General features: G+C 31.0%; 14 protein-coding genes. 2 read left to right on the forward strand and 12 right to left on the reverse strand.

Features of this window, described 5'->3' with window-relative positions; genetic code table 11:
* Positions 1 to 100: 100 nt before the first annotated feature.
* The 4 genes from ATE84_RS09655 to ATE84_RS09670 form a co-directional block, all read right to left on the reverse strand.
* Positions 101 to 1,405, reverse strand: coding sequence for a DUF819 domain-containing protein (locus ATE84_RS09655; protein ID WP_101447758.1), 1,305 nt, complete (start codon positions 1,403 to 1,405; stop codon positions 101 to 103).
* Positions 1,406 to 1,488: 83 nt separating this feature from the next.
* The gene (locus ATE84_RS09660; protein ID WP_233195780.1) at positions 1,489 to 3,390 is read right to left on the reverse strand and encodes a peptidase M61; all 1,902 of its coding nucleotides are present in this window, start codon (positions 3,388 to 3,390) and stop codon (positions 1,489 to 1,491) included.
* Between the two features lie 2 nt (positions 3,391 to 3,392).
* Positions 3,393 to 4,199, reverse strand: a complete 807-nt coding sequence (locus ATE84_RS09665; protein ID WP_101447759.1) for a Cof-type HAD-IIB family hydrolase — start codon at positions 4,197 to 4,199, stop codon at positions 3,393 to 3,395.
* 40 nt (positions 4,200 to 4,239) lie between these two features.
* A complete protein-coding gene (locus ATE84_RS09670) occupies positions 4,240 to 5,166 on the reverse strand; it encodes an alpha/beta hydrolase (protein WP_101447760.1) in 927 nt (308 codons plus the stop codon).
* 261 nt (positions 5,167 to 5,427) lie between these two features.
* Here ATE84_RS09670 and ATE84_RS09675 point away from each other — a divergent pair, with 261 nt between their 5' ends.
* Entirely contained in the window at positions 5,428 to 6,210 is a 783-nt protein-coding gene (locus tag ATE84_RS09675) for a S1/P1 nuclease (RefSeq protein ID WP_101447761.1), read from the forward strand.
* Between the two features lie 8 nt (positions 6,211 to 6,218).
* Here the strand turns inward: ATE84_RS09675 and ATE84_RS09680 are convergent, their stop codons facing one another.
* A complete protein-coding gene (locus ATE84_RS09680; protein WP_101447762.1) occupies positions 6,219 to 7,076 on the reverse strand; it encodes an AraC family transcriptional regulator in 858 nt (285 codons plus the stop codon).
* Between the two features lie 208 nt (positions 7,077 to 7,284).
* Here ATE84_RS09680 and ATE84_RS09685 point away from each other — a divergent pair, with 208 nt between their 5' ends.
* The gene (locus ATE84_RS09685; protein WP_101447763.1) at positions 7,285 to 7,701 is read left to right on the forward strand and encodes a hypothetical protein; all 417 of its coding nucleotides are present in this window, start codon (positions 7,285 to 7,287) and stop codon (positions 7,699 to 7,701) included.
* 492 nt (positions 7,702 to 8,193) lie between these two features.
* On the opposite strand, the gene ATE84_RS09695 is transcribed toward ATE84_RS09685, so the two are convergent.
* The 7 genes from ATE84_RS09695 to ATE84_RS09725 all read right to left on the reverse strand — a co-directional run bounded on the left by ATE84_RS09695 (position 8,194) and on the right by ATE84_RS09725 (position 15,485).
* Positions 8,194 to 8,655, reverse strand: a complete 462-nt coding sequence (locus ATE84_RS09695) for a hypothetical protein (RefSeq protein WP_199176868.1) — start codon at positions 8,653 to 8,655, stop codon at positions 8,194 to 8,196.
* A gap of 297 nt (positions 8,656 to 8,952) precedes the next feature.
* Positions 8,953 to 9,804 (reverse strand): DUF6503 family protein, encoded by an 852-nt coding sequence (locus ATE84_RS09700; protein ID WP_143273603.1) that lies wholly within the window; start codon positions 9,802 to 9,804, stop codon positions 8,953 to 8,955.
* 144 nt (positions 9,805 to 9,948) lie between these two features.
* On the reverse strand, positions 9,949 to 11,598 hold the full coding sequence (locus tag ATE84_RS09705) for a serine hydrolase (RefSeq protein WP_101447766.1): 1,650 nt from the start codon (positions 11,596 to 11,598) through the stop codon (positions 9,949 to 9,951).
* Positions 11,599 to 11,726: 128 nt separating this feature from the next.
* The gene (locus ATE84_RS09710) at positions 11,727 to 12,332 is read right to left on the reverse strand and encodes a MarR family winged helix-turn-helix transcriptional regulator (RefSeq protein WP_101447767.1); all 606 of its coding nucleotides are present in this window, start codon (positions 12,330 to 12,332) and stop codon (positions 11,727 to 11,729) included.
* Positions 12,333 to 12,404: 72 nt separating this feature from the next.
* Complete coding sequence (locus ATE84_RS09715) at positions 12,405 to 12,665, reverse strand: DUF2024 family protein (RefSeq protein WP_101447768.1); 261 nt, start codon at positions 12,663 to 12,665, stop codon at positions 12,405 to 12,407.
* A 108-nt stretch (positions 12,666 to 12,773) separates the two neighbouring features.
* Positions 12,774 to 13,007: a thioredoxin family protein gene (locus ATE84_RS09720; RefSeq protein WP_101447769.1), complete on the reverse strand. Its 234-nt coding sequence runs from the start codon at positions 13,005 to 13,007 to the stop codon at positions 12,774 to 12,776.
* 159 nt (positions 13,008 to 13,166) lie between these two features.
* Positions 13,167 to 15,485 carry an outer membrane beta-barrel family protein gene (locus ATE84_RS09725; RefSeq protein WP_101447770.1) on the reverse strand — a complete coding sequence of 773 codons (2,319 nt, stop codon included), beginning with the start codon at positions 15,483 to 15,485 and terminating at the stop codon, positions 13,167 to 13,169.
* Between the last annotated feature and the right edge of the window lie 35 nt (positions 15,486 to 15,520).

The raw sequence follows: 15,520 nt of genomic DNA on the forward strand, positions 1-15,520 counted from the left end.
ACTGATTTTTGATTTTTAGTAGGGTCACAAAGATGCAAGTTTTATTTTAAATGAAACAAAAAAATAGATTCTAATGGTCAAAAACTAACTTTATTTTTTATTAGTTTCCTGAAGCTATTTGCATAAGGATAGTACATAAAATGGCACCATATGTTCCTACCACATATCCAAAAACGGCAAGAAGTACACCTACTGTTGCCAGAGAAGGATGAAATGCTGCTGCGACTACAGGTGCAGATGCTGCTCCTCCTATATTAGCTTTACTACCTACTGCGAGAAAAAAGTATGGAGCTTTAATCAATTTGGCCACTCCTATAAGAAGCAAGACATGTATAGCCATCCATACAAGCCCGATGGCGATAAGTCCCGGGTTTTCGAAAATCTTACCAATATCCATTTTCATTCCTATGGTAGCTACCAGAATATAGATAAAAATACTTCCTAGTTTACTAGCACCTGCTCCTTCATATTGTTTGACTTTGGTATAGGATAACAAAATTCCGATTGCTGTAGCAATGGTAATCATCCAAAAGAACTTAGAAGTAAATGAGGATAACGCAGAACTCTTATCGTTAAAGGCTTCAAAATTATCAGATAATAGATTAGAAATCCCTGCTGCTCCCCAATGTGCAATCCCCACTACGGTAAACGCAATAGAAAGCATAATGATATAATCGGTTAGAGATGGGGTTCGGGTTATGCTTTCTGCATAACTGGATACTTTTTGTTTTAAAGCTTCGATGGCACTGTTATCAGCTTTTAACCACCGATCGATTTTGTCACTCTTACCAATACCCAATAATAATATGGCCATCCATATATTGGCAACAACAATATCAACCAGTACCATTCCTCCATATTTTTCAGGATTATATTGATAAATTTCTAGCATAGCAGCTTGATTTGCACCTCCGCCAATCCAGCTACCGGCTAATGTAGATAAACCTCTCCAAATGGCATCAAATCCAGCTCCGCCAACAGTTTCTGGTGAAACGATAGAAATGAGTAGAATTGCAATAGGCCCTCCAATAATAACACCAAGGGTGCCTGTTAAAAACATAATTAATGCCTTAGGACCTAAATTAAAAATACTCTTGAGATCGATGCTTAATGTCATTAATACCAAAGATGCAGGGAGTAAAAACCTACTGGCAACATAATATACATTAGAAGATTTTTCTACTAATACTCCTTCTGCATTTAGTTCTTTCCATCCTGGAGAAATAATTCCTAACGAGTTGAATATGGCAGGTAATAAATAACAAAGTAGTAATGCAGGAACAAATTTATAAAAGGTTTTCCAGAAATTATTACTAATAGAAGATGTATAAAAAACTAGCCCTAAACAAAGCATTAGAATACCAAAAACTATGGTGTCATTTGTGAAAAAAGGAACGTTCTCCATTATTGATTATTTAGTTTAAAAAAAATACATCGCAAAATACATTTAATTTGGAGAAGACAAAAACAACATCAAAATAGTAATCTCTAGTCATTAATCCATTTTTTTAATATGATCTTTTGCTGCTCTGAAGCCTTAGGGTCTTGTTCTAAAATTATCTTCTCTATGGTAGGTTTGGTTACATTGGATTTGAGTGTCATAATCTCATTATTACGCTTAATTTTAAATGTAATTTTGTCTCCTATTTTCCATTTATTAGAATCACCAAACAGGTCGTATATATTATTAAGATTATATTCTTTTTTGTTAATACTTAGCAAAACATCTCCTTCTAAAATTCCAAGTTCTTTTAAAAAGCTATTAAATGGGATATCTGATGTGAAAATAACTTCCTTGGTAACCTCAGAACCTGTTACAAAAGGTTCTTGTTTGAAAATAAAATAAGAAGAAGGCTCATTTTTTATTCCATAAAGTACTCCGGCTTTATTAAGATAAAATTCATAATCAATAGGAGTATTGTTCATAACATGCGTTTGTAAAAATGCACTCACCTCTGGATATGAATCTTCTTTTATTGCTTCAATAAGTTCTTTGTCATCAAAAGGAACATCAATTCCATATCTAACCGATAAATTTTTTATTAGATCTAGTAATCCATAAATTCCATCACTTCTTTCACGCATTATAATATCCAGACACATAGAGATGAGCGCCCCTTTTTCATAAACATTTCTGTAGCTATTATGATAAGGATTGACCAAAATGTTTTTGCTCATAGTTGCAAAAGCTATAGAGTCATCAAATGAAGAAGAAGCTTCAATTTTACCAACGATTCGTTCAAAAAATTCATCTTTAGTAATAAGCCCTTGTGTAATTTGAAATAACATCGAAAAATACTCTGTAGTGCCCTCATATAACCACAAATGCTCAGACATTTTGGGGTTGTTATAATCAAAATTATGGATTTCTTTAGAATGGATGGTTAATGGTGTTACGATATGAAAAAACTCATGAGAAACAACATCAGTAAGTGCTTCATTAAGTTTTTCATGAGATAGTGATTCTGGCAATACGACTACTGTAGAAGTATTATGTTCTAGGGCTCCAAATCCTTGGGCATCATCAGATTTTGCAGAAGAAAGATAAAGTAATATACTATATTTTTTTGTAGAGTTAATATCACCCAGGAAATTTTTTTGTGCTCTAATCATACGCTCCATCTGAGACATTATTCTTGCTGCTTTGTGAGTTTTGTTTTTAGAGTAAACACTTAGAAGTACTTCTATATCATTAATTTTGAAGCTAGCTTTATCCGGACTAGAATACATGATAGGGTTATCTGCTACATCTGCATATCTTTTAAAAGCAAAGTAATCGATATCATTTTTAGAAGTATTCGATACATTTTCAAAAAGTATCTCTTCAACCGAAGTCGAAGCTTCCAAAAAAGAAGGGTGCTTAATAAATACTTTGTATTTATTTTCTTTCATCCCATCAAAGTAACCTATAAACGCATATAGATTTAAAATGAAATTTTTATCTTTTATAATATTAGATCCTGTTGGTGAGAAAATGTCATGAGAACTTTCAGAATCAAAAGTATCATTTACCCAATATGTAATTTTATCTAATTGCTTGGCATTGGTTATTTTCCAGCGATTGTCACCATGTTTTTGAACATAAATAGAATTACCCTGATGATCAAATGCTTTAAGATCATCAACATATTTGCCAAAGTTGTTATTCTGATATGTACCAGGTACAATTTTGGGTAAGTAGTAACTTATTGTATCCAGATTTAAGTTGTCTATTTGAATTTCTACCTTTACTTTATCATCTTTTACATTAACGAGATCAATAGAAGCACGTATCGTGGATATGTTTGTTGATGTAATGGGGTGCTGCTGTGCAGTTTTACAACCAGAAGCCAGGTTAAATAATGCAAATGCAAATACTAGGTTTTTTATGGTTCGAATCGTTCTTTGCACAGTTATAAAATGTTTTTTTGAATATACGTTGCTACTCCATTTTCTTTTCCCGAAAGCGTAATAGTATTTGCTACTTGTAAAGTTTCTGGTTTTGCATTTGCTACAGCAACACCAGTTCCTACTGCTTGAAGCATTGCAATATCATTATAATTATCTCCAAATGCAACTGCATCAGAAATAGGAATCTTATAATGTGTATTTAGCAGAATTTCTATGGCTGATAATTTTGAAATACTTTTGTGTGCAATCTCTATGTATGTTGGTTTAGAACGGTATAAATGAAGAGTGTCTTTGAAAGTGGCTTCTAAAAAAGCATAGGCTTGATCGATATAGGATTCTTCACCCATACACATAATCTTATGAGCTCCTTTGTGATGAGTTTTCCATTCTTGTATCACATGTTGGGTTGATTTTACTTCTGGATTTACTTTGGTATTATTTGCTTCTCGATTTGCCCAAAAATCCATCTCAGGTACAAACCAATCATTATTGTGATATAAACTTATATGAATTTTTTGATCCTTATTAAAATTATGTAACTCTTCTATGATATCTGGAGATATAAAAGTAGAATGAACTGGTTTTTGATTTATCAAAATTAATCCTCCATTATAACATATTATTGGTTGGTCTTTTATATCTAACTCTTCCTGTAGATGATACATAGCATCAGGCATTCTGGAAGAGATTAACACTATGGGGATAGTGTTCTTAATTCTCTTAATTTCTGAAATTGTAAGTTCAGAAAGCTCTCTTTCAGAATTTAATAGCGTTCCATCAATATCAGAGAATATAATGCGATGTGGCATTAGGCGTTTTGGATTAGGGTTATATAATTTTTTTAATGAACTATTGATTCACAAAGTTACTAATCCCGGTCAGAACTTCGGGCATTATTTTTCTAAAGGGTTCATTATATGATTTGTGATTTTCTAATCGCCCTCCTTTAATTTCTTTTAAAATATGGTTCATGCCTTGAACAAATAGGTATTCGGCTTGTGGTATAATCTCTTTAAATTTTTCTACTTGTATTAATTCTACCTGAATATCTTTATCACCATAAATCATGAGAACAGGCATTTCTAATTTTAAAATTTCTTCAGATGGATTATATTTCATCCAGGAACTCATAAATGGTTGTAAATTATATCTAAAAATAGACTCTAATGCGGGGTCATAACTGGTAGCTCTACCATTTTCTCTTAATTGTTTAAAAGCAACAGAAGCACTTTTATCCAGACCAGGAGCTTGCTTGGCAATTTGCTCTATAATTACCTGATCTATTGATATTGCATTTCCTGCTATAGAAATAAAACCATTTGCCCTTCCTTCGGCAGCAATCATACCCACTAGAGAACCTTGACCATGACCAGCAATAATGATTTTTTTATATTTTTCATTTTTATTGAAATAATCCAGTATTGATATCGCATCTTCAATATAGTGATCTAAAGAAATTTCATGCTCTTTAATTCCTAAACCATCCATTTTAAAAAGCCTTTTGTCATAGCGATAAGTTGCAATACCTTCTTTTGCAAGTTCATGGGATAGTTGCTTAAAAGTATCATTTTTAGACATTCGGTCATTGCCATCTCTATTAATGGCTCCAGCATCCATTATAAAAATAACCAAAGGAACATTATCTTCAGAATATGGTGTGACCAGTGAACCCTCTATATATCTATTGATTTTGACAACTGCAGAGTTAAATTCTTTTTCTTGTGCAAAACTCAATACAGTAATCAAGCTCATTAATAAATAAATTTTTCTCTTCATAGCGGCGTAGGATTTGTTTATAAAGCAAATAAGAAATGAATACTAATCAAATCGATATTGGCTAAACGTTTAATATGAATTGAATCGTGTTCTTTCGTTAAAGACAATATACATAAACAGGTAAAACGACAAATTTAGAAGCATATTTTGATTTGAGACGATTACTATTTGTTGTTTCTAATATTTTATTTAGGTGTAATTAATCATTTTTAACGAATCACTAACATACCCTTTTTTATCTTTGCTTCAAAATATATATAAATGAAACTTCAATATAAGTGGTTACTTGTTTTACTCATTATTTCTTTATCTGGATTTTCTGCAGATTATGACTGGGGGAAAACAGGACATAGAGCTACGGGTCAGATAGCAGATTCATATTTAACTAAGAAAGCAAAACGTAATATAGCAAAACTTCTTAATGGTCAAAGTCTTGCTTTGATTTCTACATTTGCCGATGACATTAAAAGTGATGAGAAGTATAGAGGATATAGCCCCTGGCATTATGTTAATTTTCCGTTTAACAAGAGGTATGGTGAAGAAAAACCTAGTGAACATGGTGATTTGATAAAAGGAATGAATACATGTATATCGGTATTAAAAGATGAGAAGTCATCTAAGGAAGATATTGTATTTCATCTTAAAATGTTAGTGCATTTTGTTGGTGATTTGCACCAACCACTTCATGTTGGTAGAGGAGAAGATAAAGGAGGGAATGATATTCAGGTACGTTGGTTTAGAGATGGATCTAACCTACATAGGGTTTGGGATAGTGATATGATAGATTATTACGGTATGAGTTATACAGAGTTATCTATAAATGAAACAATTTTGTCTAAAGATCAGATTAAGAGAATTCAAAGTGGTAGCATAGTAGACTGGGTTCATGAATCTCAAAAGCTTGCACAACAGGTTTATGGGTCAGCAAATGTAGGTGAAAAACTAGGCTATAAATATATGTATGATTATTTCCCAATGGTACGCAATCAATTGCAAAAAGGCGGAATACGACTGGCCAAAATATTAAATGAAATTTTTGGATAAAACTATTATTAGCTAATAGACATCTCGTTGCGATATTGTTTGGGAGACATCGAAAAATGCTTTTTAAAAGTTTTAGTAAGATGACTTTCATCTGTATATCCCAATTGATATGCAATTTCAGCAATAGTAAATTCGGTATGTTGTAAGCGATACTCGACCAGCTTCATTTTGTATTTTGTAACATACTGATGTATTGATTCACCTGTTTTTCTCTTAAAATATGTGCTAATTGAACTTTGAGACATATTAAATTTATTTGCCAAAAAATTAATCTTAGTAAGATCGTTGTCATACACATTTTGCCTAATGTGACTTAAGATTGAATCTATTTTGTTGTGAGAAACAAGGATGTTTTTTTGCTGTGAATTATATTTTTCAGCAATATTACGAACTATTATACTTAGGATAGTACTTATTGCATTAGAAATGATTTCTTGATAATACACTTTCTCATTTTTAAATTCTTCTAAAACAACATTATGGATGTCCCAAATGATATTTCGATCTTCTTCATGAGAAATTACGTCTCCTGGTATAATATTGGGTTGATGTAATAACTGCTCAATGCGTTGTAACCAATATTTCCTGTCAGGAAGATTTACTTTACTAGAAAACAAAAGTTCGGTAAACTTGAAATAAGTGAAATTAGTACGTTTTTCGATTTCGAAGTGGTGAGTATCTTCTGGTGCAAGTAAAAAGATATCATTTTCTTTATACGGAAACCGTATACCATTAATCGTATGATACCCATTTCCTTTTTCAATAAAAATTATTTCAAAATAATTATGATTATGAGGTTCCGCTTCCCATTGATCAATAGCATATTGATGTACTACAAAAGTCTCATTCAAGGTATAACGGGTCATAAACAATTCTTTAACATTTTAAAGTTACAAAAATAAAATCAATAAAACAGGAATTCTTTTATACAAGTGTTTTTGAACAAATATGTTTAATTATGTTGATAACTAATTGATTATGTCGTTTTTTTTACAAGTTATATGTAAAATTATACAAGAATCAGAATCAAGGTAAGATTTAAATTTGCCGCTCAAAATTTCACACAAATCTATCATGAAAATTAGAATTTATTTATATCACTTCATTAGAGTAACATTTGGAGTGTTGCTGGTATCGTATGGTACCTATAATGTAATTTGGTATTCTGAGTTTTTAGAACGGCTAGATATATATTTTGAGAGTGCTACAATATTGGATATTAGTTTTATAGAAGCTCTTGCTCCATTAGTGCCTTTTGAGGATTTTGTAATTGGAATGTTCCTGATTTTAGGAATTTTTACCAGAAAAACTTTAATCACTATCATCATACTATTCACTTTTTTTACTTTGTTTTTAGTTGATGCAGATTGCTTATTTTTTGCATTCATTCATCTTGCTCTTGGTGGTATTGCTATGTTATTACTAAAGAAAGATAATCATGATTTGAATTCTATAAGCCATGATAAAGATATATATCAAATTATATCTTAAAATTTAAAATAGCTACCTCTTTGCAGAGAGGTTTTTTTCATAGATTAATTTTGTTAGATGTTAAATAACGCCCTTACAGTTTTGTAAGGGTTTTTTTATTGAATTATCAGCCATTTTCTAAATTAATTTGAAGTGGGTAAAAAAACTATAGGTAAAGGTGTACCCAGTATATTAGGCCAAATTGAAGTAACAATCTAGTGACCAAAATTAATTTTGGAAAATTTAGACTAGCTTTTTTATGTGTAAGCATATGTATATGGACCGGAAAAAATAGAATGAGCATAAAAATTATGCTCCAGGCAGAAAATGTCTTAGTTAGTGTAAATAATAGACCAAAACTCACAAAAATCTCTGCAATACCACTTAAATAAACTAATAATCTATGATAAGGAATATATAAGGGCATTATTCTCATGAATACCTTAGGATAGATTAAATGAAAAATTCCTGAAAAACCAAAGATGAATGACAAGACGTATAGATGCCAACTCATTAAATCCCAGTAGCTTTTTCTTTACCAGCTTTACTTAGTACATTATTTTTGTTTCGAGTCATCATTTTAATAAAACTTATTTTCCTAAAACGCAGAGCGTTCCAATCTGTATTAATAGAAACTTGATTTATGGGTTGGAGGTTATAATCTCCAAGAACTCCCCAACCGTAATCTCTATTAATTAATGAAGTATATTTTTTAGAGTTTTTTTTAGGATATGCAAACCAAAGTATAGCATCTCCTACTAGTTTTGGATATACGGTTTCTATACGATTTTCTATTTGCTTTTTTTCTGTAACAAATATAATGGCAAAATCAACTTTTGATACTTGAATCAGAGATTCTTTAACATTTACACCTTTAAGGCAATCAAGGTCTTTACAAAACCCTTCAGGTTCATTAAGAATCAATATTTCATCCAGTGAGAATGGTAATTGTAATTTTTTAAAGAGCGTTGTCATGAGAATAAAATTTAGAACTAGACTTGTGTCTCTTAAAGATACGAAAAAAACTTGTCATTTTATTTGTAAGATATTTTAATGAAGGATTGCAAATTAATAAAAATCAGATTTTTACATAGATTTGATGATATATAATTATTGTTTGTTGTATAACAATAAAAACAATGTACCCTGGCGGTGGCGGAAATGATATTTGTGAAGGAGTGGCTCATTGATCTAGTTCACAAAATTATCAAATACTCAAGATGTGCAGCACCTTAACGATGTAGTAAAAAACTAAAATTTTATACTACTCTTTTATAATTTTATCTCTTTAGCATTATCAGGAGTCTCAAAAATAGAACCTTCGTCTTCTAGAAAAGTAATATCTGTAATAATTGCTTCTCCCAATTCATTAGTTATTCCTTTTTCTTCGGTCCAACCATAAAACTTCCACTTAGTAGCAAAAGGGATTCCTTCTACGGTTTTAAAATCCTGAAATTGTATAATATGTGGATCGCCTTCTGCCTTGGTAATATCACCTTTGCTTCCAAATGTAACAATATAGGCTGTCGCTTGTATGGTGTGATTTTTTGGATCTGTATAAATAATATACCAATCATCTGGTGAATCACCAGTACCTTTTTCAAAAGTAAGTTTAGCTGTTTGGTATTCTACTTCGTTTAAAGCTCTCATATTTTCAAGCTCTAATTTACTACCAGAGTCATTTAGTTTATATGGCATTCCGAAGAAATAAGTCCAGGTAAAGATGTCGAAACGAGCTCCCTTGTCATTTGCATCTTCTGGACATAAAAAAACTTTTTCGCCAGTATAGACCAATGTACTCTCATCTTTTTTGTCGATTCTAATTTTTGCCGAATTCGTTAACATGGTAATTTTACCATCCAGACGTAATTTACCACCAAAGGAAATAGCAATATTAAAACTTACCACTTTATGCTTTAGGAAATCGGCTTTTTTATGTGCTTTCTCAATGTTTTTAATATGATGATCCATAATTGATACAGCACCATCTCCCATACCACCATCTGGTTCTACAGGAATCTTTTTAGCGTTATCAATAGTATCTGTAGTGTGGTTTTCTTGCTTTTTATTGTTACCACAGCTAGACATAATAATAACCATGATCAAAATCCATAGATTTTTCATAAATAATAGTTTGTGTTACAAGTATTAAAATTAATAAAACCAATACTTCAAAAACAATTTTTAGGAAAAATGTAACAGAAGACCAGAGTAAAAAAAGACTACTGTTTTACATGGTGGCAAATGATTCCCTAACGCTACAATAAGTTAATCGATACGTTTGACAGGAGTTTTTTGTCCTCCTTGATCAAGTACAGCTCTAACTACTTTATTATTTTCTTTTATAAACTCCAGAGAAGCAGAGAACTCTTTCACAAAAAATACGGTTTCGCTTTCTGGATATATTTTAAAACTTTTTTGTCCTGTTGCTTGCGAAATTAGCTGTCCGTTTTCTAAAGATATTGTAAGATCAAATCCTTCTTTAATCTGGTAAATACCTGCATATTGACTAAGTATATCTTCTGATACAGTAATCGCCTTTTTGTCTGCAGGGATAGGTGCGTTTGTTTTAAACCCTTTAGATTCTTTAGCTCTGTTTTTAAAAATAGCTTCTGGTTTTTTGCCATCTGTTTTAAACAAGATTTCAGAAAAACTATCCTCGAAGAAAAAAGTGTTTTCTGCTTTAGGAAAAATTTTGAATTTCTTACCGGCATCTCTTTGACTGTATAATTGACCATCCTTTATGCTAATACTTCTTATAGCACCATCTTCAAATTCATATACACCGGTTAATTTTTTTAGTGTTGAGATAGAAACATCTGTTATTTTCTCTTTACCGTAGGGTTTATCTATTGCTATTGCGGCAATACGAATTGTAATATCTGTAGGACTATTGCAGTTGCAGTTTGTTAATATTGCTACATGCACATCTTCTTCAGGAATATAGATTTGATAGGATGTATACCCAAAGATCCCTCCACCATGTTCAATTGTGGGTATTCCTCTAATCTCGTTCACACTCCATCCATACCCATAATAGGTAGGTTTTCCATTATTTAGAGTTGTATTCTGAAATGCTTTTTTAATTGTCTCTGCTTTGACCAAGACATTGGTGTTAACTGCATTTTGCCATTTATGTAAATCTTCTACAGTACTCATCAACGAACCGGCGGCATAGGGTAATGTCATACTTAGATAAGCAGAATTAACATATCCTTCTCGAGTTTGATATCCCGAAGCTCTGTTTTTGATCACTTCTCTTTTACTACCATAGCATGAATTATTCATCGCTAAAGGAGTAAAAATATTTTGCTCTACAAAATCTTCATAGGATTGCCCCGAAATTTTTTCGATTATAAAGCCCAGGATAATATATCCAGAGTTATTATATAGCCATTTCTCACCAGGATCAAAATCCATAGGTTCATTTTTAAAATAATTGATCAACTCGGTAGGAGTCATATCTTTTGCAGCAATCTCCGATAAATTCATAGAAGTATAGCTCTTAATCCCCGAAGTATGATTTAAGAGATGATGTATTGTTATTTTTTTTCCATGTGTAGGATAGTCTGGGATAAATTTGGTGATTTCATCTTGGATGGTAAGTTTACCTTGTTCCATAAGCATTAGAATAGCAACCGAGGTAAACTGTTTTGTAATAGAACCTATTTCGAAAACATTATTAGATTTCATAGGAACTTGGAGTTCTATATTAGCAAGCCCAAAAGCTTTATGGTAAATGATTTTTCCCTGCTTGGTTACCAAAACAGTAGCTCCTGGTCCATCTGGTTTATACTTTTCTTGTAGAAGAGTATCAAATTTTTCTTCAATACTTTGTGCAAAAGAGGTTAGTGGTATAGCAATGCATAATAATAGTAACGAAAATGTAATCCCTAGTCGATGTTTTGTAGTTATCATAATACTTATTTTTAATTGATGTATTTGTATGACGTCTATATTCGACTTTGGTTACCAATGACCGAAAAATCTTTTAAAACATATTCATGATTAGGGGCGAAGTGTAAAGAATCTATATGATAAATTTCTTACGGTCTCTCTTCAAAGTCAGCACAATCTAGTCTGATATCTACATCTTGAAGCTCTGTTTGTATAAAATTACAATAGTGATTGTTTTTATTTTTTTTATAGAATTTACATGCATAACAAGTTCTTTGTACAGATAATATTCCTGATCTGTTTAGCTGATAAATTAAGATGTTTATGGTCTTTAACAAAGACTCTTGTTCCTCTATATTAAAGCTTAAAAGTTGCTTTTTGATGGGGTCTGCAAAATTTTCAGCTTCAGAAACATTTTTTTGACCTTTTGGAGTTAGGCTTATATAATAACTTCTGTTATCTGTTGAAGTCTTATTTTTGAAGATCATTTCTTTTTTTTCTAATGCCTTAACAGCATCACTAATCGTAGGTTTAGTTACATTAAATTCTTTTGCAAGATGACTCACTGTACATAAATCTTCTTTATGATATGCTATAAAAATTATAATCTGTATCTGTATTGGACTTAGGCCAGCAGTTTTTGCATGTTCCCATAACAAAGTTCTAAAAACCTCAGAAATACGTTCCAGACCAATTACAATTTTGCTATTGATGTCTTTATGTTGAAATGATATGTCAAAAATACTCTTGCTCATATAAAATGCTTAAGAGAAAGAGATACTTTCCCTTAAGCAAAGTTAGTAATCCTAATTATTTATTTGTCGTTTTTAGCAATTTTCCATTTCAATAATCGAATATCCTTTAGTTTCAATATGATTAATCATTTCTGGAGTCGCTTGTTCGATATGACAGAGTTTACATTGATTAGTGGTAATTTTCTCTGTTTTAAAGGGTTTAGTTTCCAGATAGTTTTCTCCGAATTTAAACACAATATTCTGGTCTGTTATAGAATCGGGAACGAGTATGTCAAAATGCATTATAATTCCATCATTTCGTTGTACGTAAGTATCCCAAACGGCTATTTTCATTTCTTTATGTTGTATTGTTAATTAAAATGAGCCAATGATTATCGATAATTGACTCATTTTAAAATAAGTATTAATAATTAGGAATCCTAACTATTTATATTAAAAAAACTACCCTTTTACATCTACCATAGAAGCTCCAAAATTGATATGTAGTACATTTCCATTTGGTGTTAGTAGTGCAGGAACAGATTGAACTCCTGCCGTTTCAGCATTCTTGATTTGAGAACGATCTTCTCCTAAATGAACAATCTCTACATTATCTGATCCGATTAGATTAACAATATCATGTTCTGCACTAATGCATACTGGGCATCCAGCATGATAAAAAATTGATTTACTCATTTGTATATATTTTAAGGTTACGCAAAATTGCAATACAAATATAGTAAGGAATCCTAACTAAAAAAAAAGATTTTTACTGTTTTTATATAAAAAGAGTGGTTTATTCATGTTTCTACATTATAAAGATTGTATGATAACGAATAAGAAATTAGTGATTTATTACCGTATTCGATCCAGGTTATCATCTACATCTTTATTTTTGAAGGATAGTTTTTTGACTTTACCGAAAGCGTATTTGATAGAAAATGAAATTTCGTTTCCGTCTACATAAAAAGTATCCTGAACATCAATATTATTAGAAGTATACTTGTCTTTATAAGTCATATTCTTAAAAATGTCATTAAAATTTATAGCAATTTGTAAATTTTTAAAATATGTTTTTGAAAAAGAAGCACTCATGATAAAAAGAGCATTTCTTTTAAAAACACCTTGGTTTCGTTGAGTGAATCCCCAAAAATTTAGCCCAAGAGTAGTTTTTGAGGCAAGTTTAAATTCATTATTTGAATAATAATAGAGGTACGGCTTACTTTCTTTAATAACTGCTGTTGGATTTTTAATTCTATTGTGAATTACTGTTAGTGAATTTGTAGTATTCCAAAACTTATACGTGGCAGTATTAGTAAATCGGATTTGATATCCGGATTCTTTTTCAAAGTTTTGGGGAGAAGATATAACTCTGTTTTCAATACTATCATATGCTACGTTATAAAAAACAGGATCATTTTCCTCATAATAACTGATATTACAAGTGTATTTTTTGTATTGAAGAGTAGTTGATATTTCTTCAATTGTTGTAGATTTTAAGTTAACATTTCTTGAAAATTCTACAAATGGATTGATAAATGTACTAATAGAACTGGCATTAAGATAATTAGGTCGATTTATAATAGTGCCATAATTTAGGGCAATACTTTTGGTACTATCTATGGGGATATTTATCCTTATTTTAGGAAAAAGACGTGTTTGTTTTCTATCTACTAATAGTTCACTGGCATTTCTAAAACCACCTTTTATAATATTCGTTTCTGATCTTATGCCAGTAGAATACTCTATTTTGTTTAGATTTCCTGATAGCTGTATATAAGATGCATAAATAGATTCTCGGTAATCGTATTTTGAAACCTTTCTGTCTACAGGATTTATGAATTCGAAATCTGAAAATGCAAGACCATTGGCATTTGAAAGGCTACCGCCAATTTCTAATTTTATATGATCATTAAAGTTTTTGTCAATGTCAATTTTACTGGCAAAGACACTAATTTCGTATTTCTGATTTCTGTTTTGTGATAATTCAAATCCGGTTTCATTTATATTATTAAAAATATGACTTTTAAGGTGTCTGATATAATTTGAATACTGAAGCCCAAAAAACAAATTCGAGGTACGAGTGATTTTTTTATTGAAATTTATATTACTACTTAAAAAATTTCTATTCTCATCATTTTGTCCTTCACTGATAATATGGTCTTCTTTAAATTGATCTTGCAGAAGTGTATTTGTTTTGATTGGAAACTTGTCAGTTTGAGCCCTCAGATTTACTTGTCCTGAGATATAATCATTTTCATTGAATTGATAAAAGAGGCCACCTCCAGTAATAAATTGTGGCCTGGGACCAGTTGCTGTTACTTGATATTGAGATTTAATGCCCTGATCTAAAACGTTAAGTCTGGAGCTAGCACCTTCCCATAAGCCTAGTTGATTGTAATTAAAATTACCTCGTAATTCTAATTTATTGTTTTTATAATTTGAGTGTATCCCTAAATAATTATTGAATCGCTTTTTAAAAGAAATAATTTCTGATAATCGAATCTTGTAACCATCAACAGAATTATGTTTTCTAGTGATTAGGATAAGGTTTCTTCCTTCGGCTTCATATTTTGCAGATGGATTATCGATAAGTTCTATATCTTTTATGTTTTCTACAGATAACGATTTGAGTTGATCTAAGTCTGCCTTTTGATTGTCTATATAAATTAGAGGAGCCCCTCTTCCCACAACAGAAATAGATTCTCGATTAGGACTGATTTGAATTCCTGGAAGTTTGGACAATATATCTACTGTTGATGGTAGTGACTCTAAAACAGAGTTTTCAACATTTATTTTCAAATTACCATTTCTCATTATTATATTGTTTTTAATGGTTTTGACGGTCACTTCATCTAAGGCGACTGTGTTTTCTTCGAGTTCAATAGTAATGGTTTTGTCGCTGTCTAGTAAAACTACTTTTGATTTCTTGGTATACCCTAATGCAACAATAGATAAAGTATATTCATTGGTTTTTAATTTGTGGAAAATAAATTCCCCGTTTTTTATAAAAGTATATTTTACAAGATTTGAATTTTTGTCATAAAGAATGACATCCCCAGTTTCTACTGGGGTATTATTTTGATCTAAAACGGTTCCGGATAATGAATATTCTGATTGCCCATATCCAATATAAGAGAGTAAAAGGAATGAGAAATATATAATTCGCTTCATTGGTTTTTGAAACAAATAACTATTGAAATCGAGAA

Source organism: Aquimarina sp. MAR_2010_214, from assembly GCF_002846555.1.
In the GTDB taxonomy this organism is placed as follows: Bacteria; Bacteroidota; Bacteroidia; order Flavobacteriales; family Flavobacteriaceae; genus Aquimarina.

Excerpts from the sequence above, each read along its gene's own strand:
- ATE84_RS09665 (WP_101447759.1), bottom strand. The coding sequence starts at position 4,199 with ATGCCACATCGCATTATATTCTCTGATATTGATGGAACGCTATTAAAT.
- ATE84_RS09705 (WP_101447766.1), bottom strand. The coding sequence starts at position 11,598 with ATGATAACTACAAAACATCGACTAGGGATTACATTTTCGTTACTATTA.
- ATE84_RS09720 (WP_101447769.1), bottom strand. The coding sequence starts at position 13,007 with ATGAGTAAATCAATTTTTTATCATGCTGGATGCCCAGTATGCATTAGT.
- ATE84_RS09715 (WP_101447768.1), bottom strand. The coding sequence starts at position 12,665 with ATGAAAATAGCCGTTTGGGATACTTACGTACAACGAAATGATGGAATT.
- ATE84_RS09695 (WP_199176868.1), bottom strand. The coding sequence starts at position 8,655 with ATGACAACGCTCTTTAAAAAATTACAATTACCATTCTCACTGGATGAA.
- ATE84_RS09675 (WP_101447761.1), top strand. The coding sequence starts at position 5,428 with ATGAAACTTCAATATAAGTGGTTACTTGTTTTACTCATTATTTCTTTA.
- ATE84_RS09680 (WP_101447762.1), bottom strand. The coding sequence starts at position 7,076 with ATGACCCGTTATACCTTGAATGAGACTTTTGTAGTACATCAATATGCT.
- ATE84_RS09670 (WP_101447760.1), bottom strand. The coding sequence starts at position 5,166 with ATGAAGAGAAAAATTTATTTATTAATGAGCTTGATTACTGTATTGAGT.
- ATE84_RS09700 (WP_143273603.1), bottom strand. The coding sequence starts at position 9,804 with ATGAAAAATCTATGGATTTTGATCATGGTTATTATTATGTCTAGCTGT.
- ATE84_RS09710 (WP_101447767.1), bottom strand. The coding sequence starts at position 12,332 with ATGAGCAAGAGTATTTTTGACATATCATTTCAACATAAAGACATCAAT.
- ATE84_RS09655 (WP_101447758.1), bottom strand. The coding sequence starts at position 1,405 with ATGGAGAACGTTCCTTTTTTCACAAATGACACCATAGTTTTTGGTATT.
- ATE84_RS09685 (WP_101447763.1), top strand. The coding sequence starts at position 7,285 with ATGAAAATTAGAATTTATTTATATCACTTCATTAGAGTAACATTTGGA.
- ATE84_RS09725 (WP_101447770.1), bottom strand. The coding sequence starts at position 15,485 with ATGAAGCGAATTATATATTTCTCATTCCTTTTACTCTCTTATATTGGA.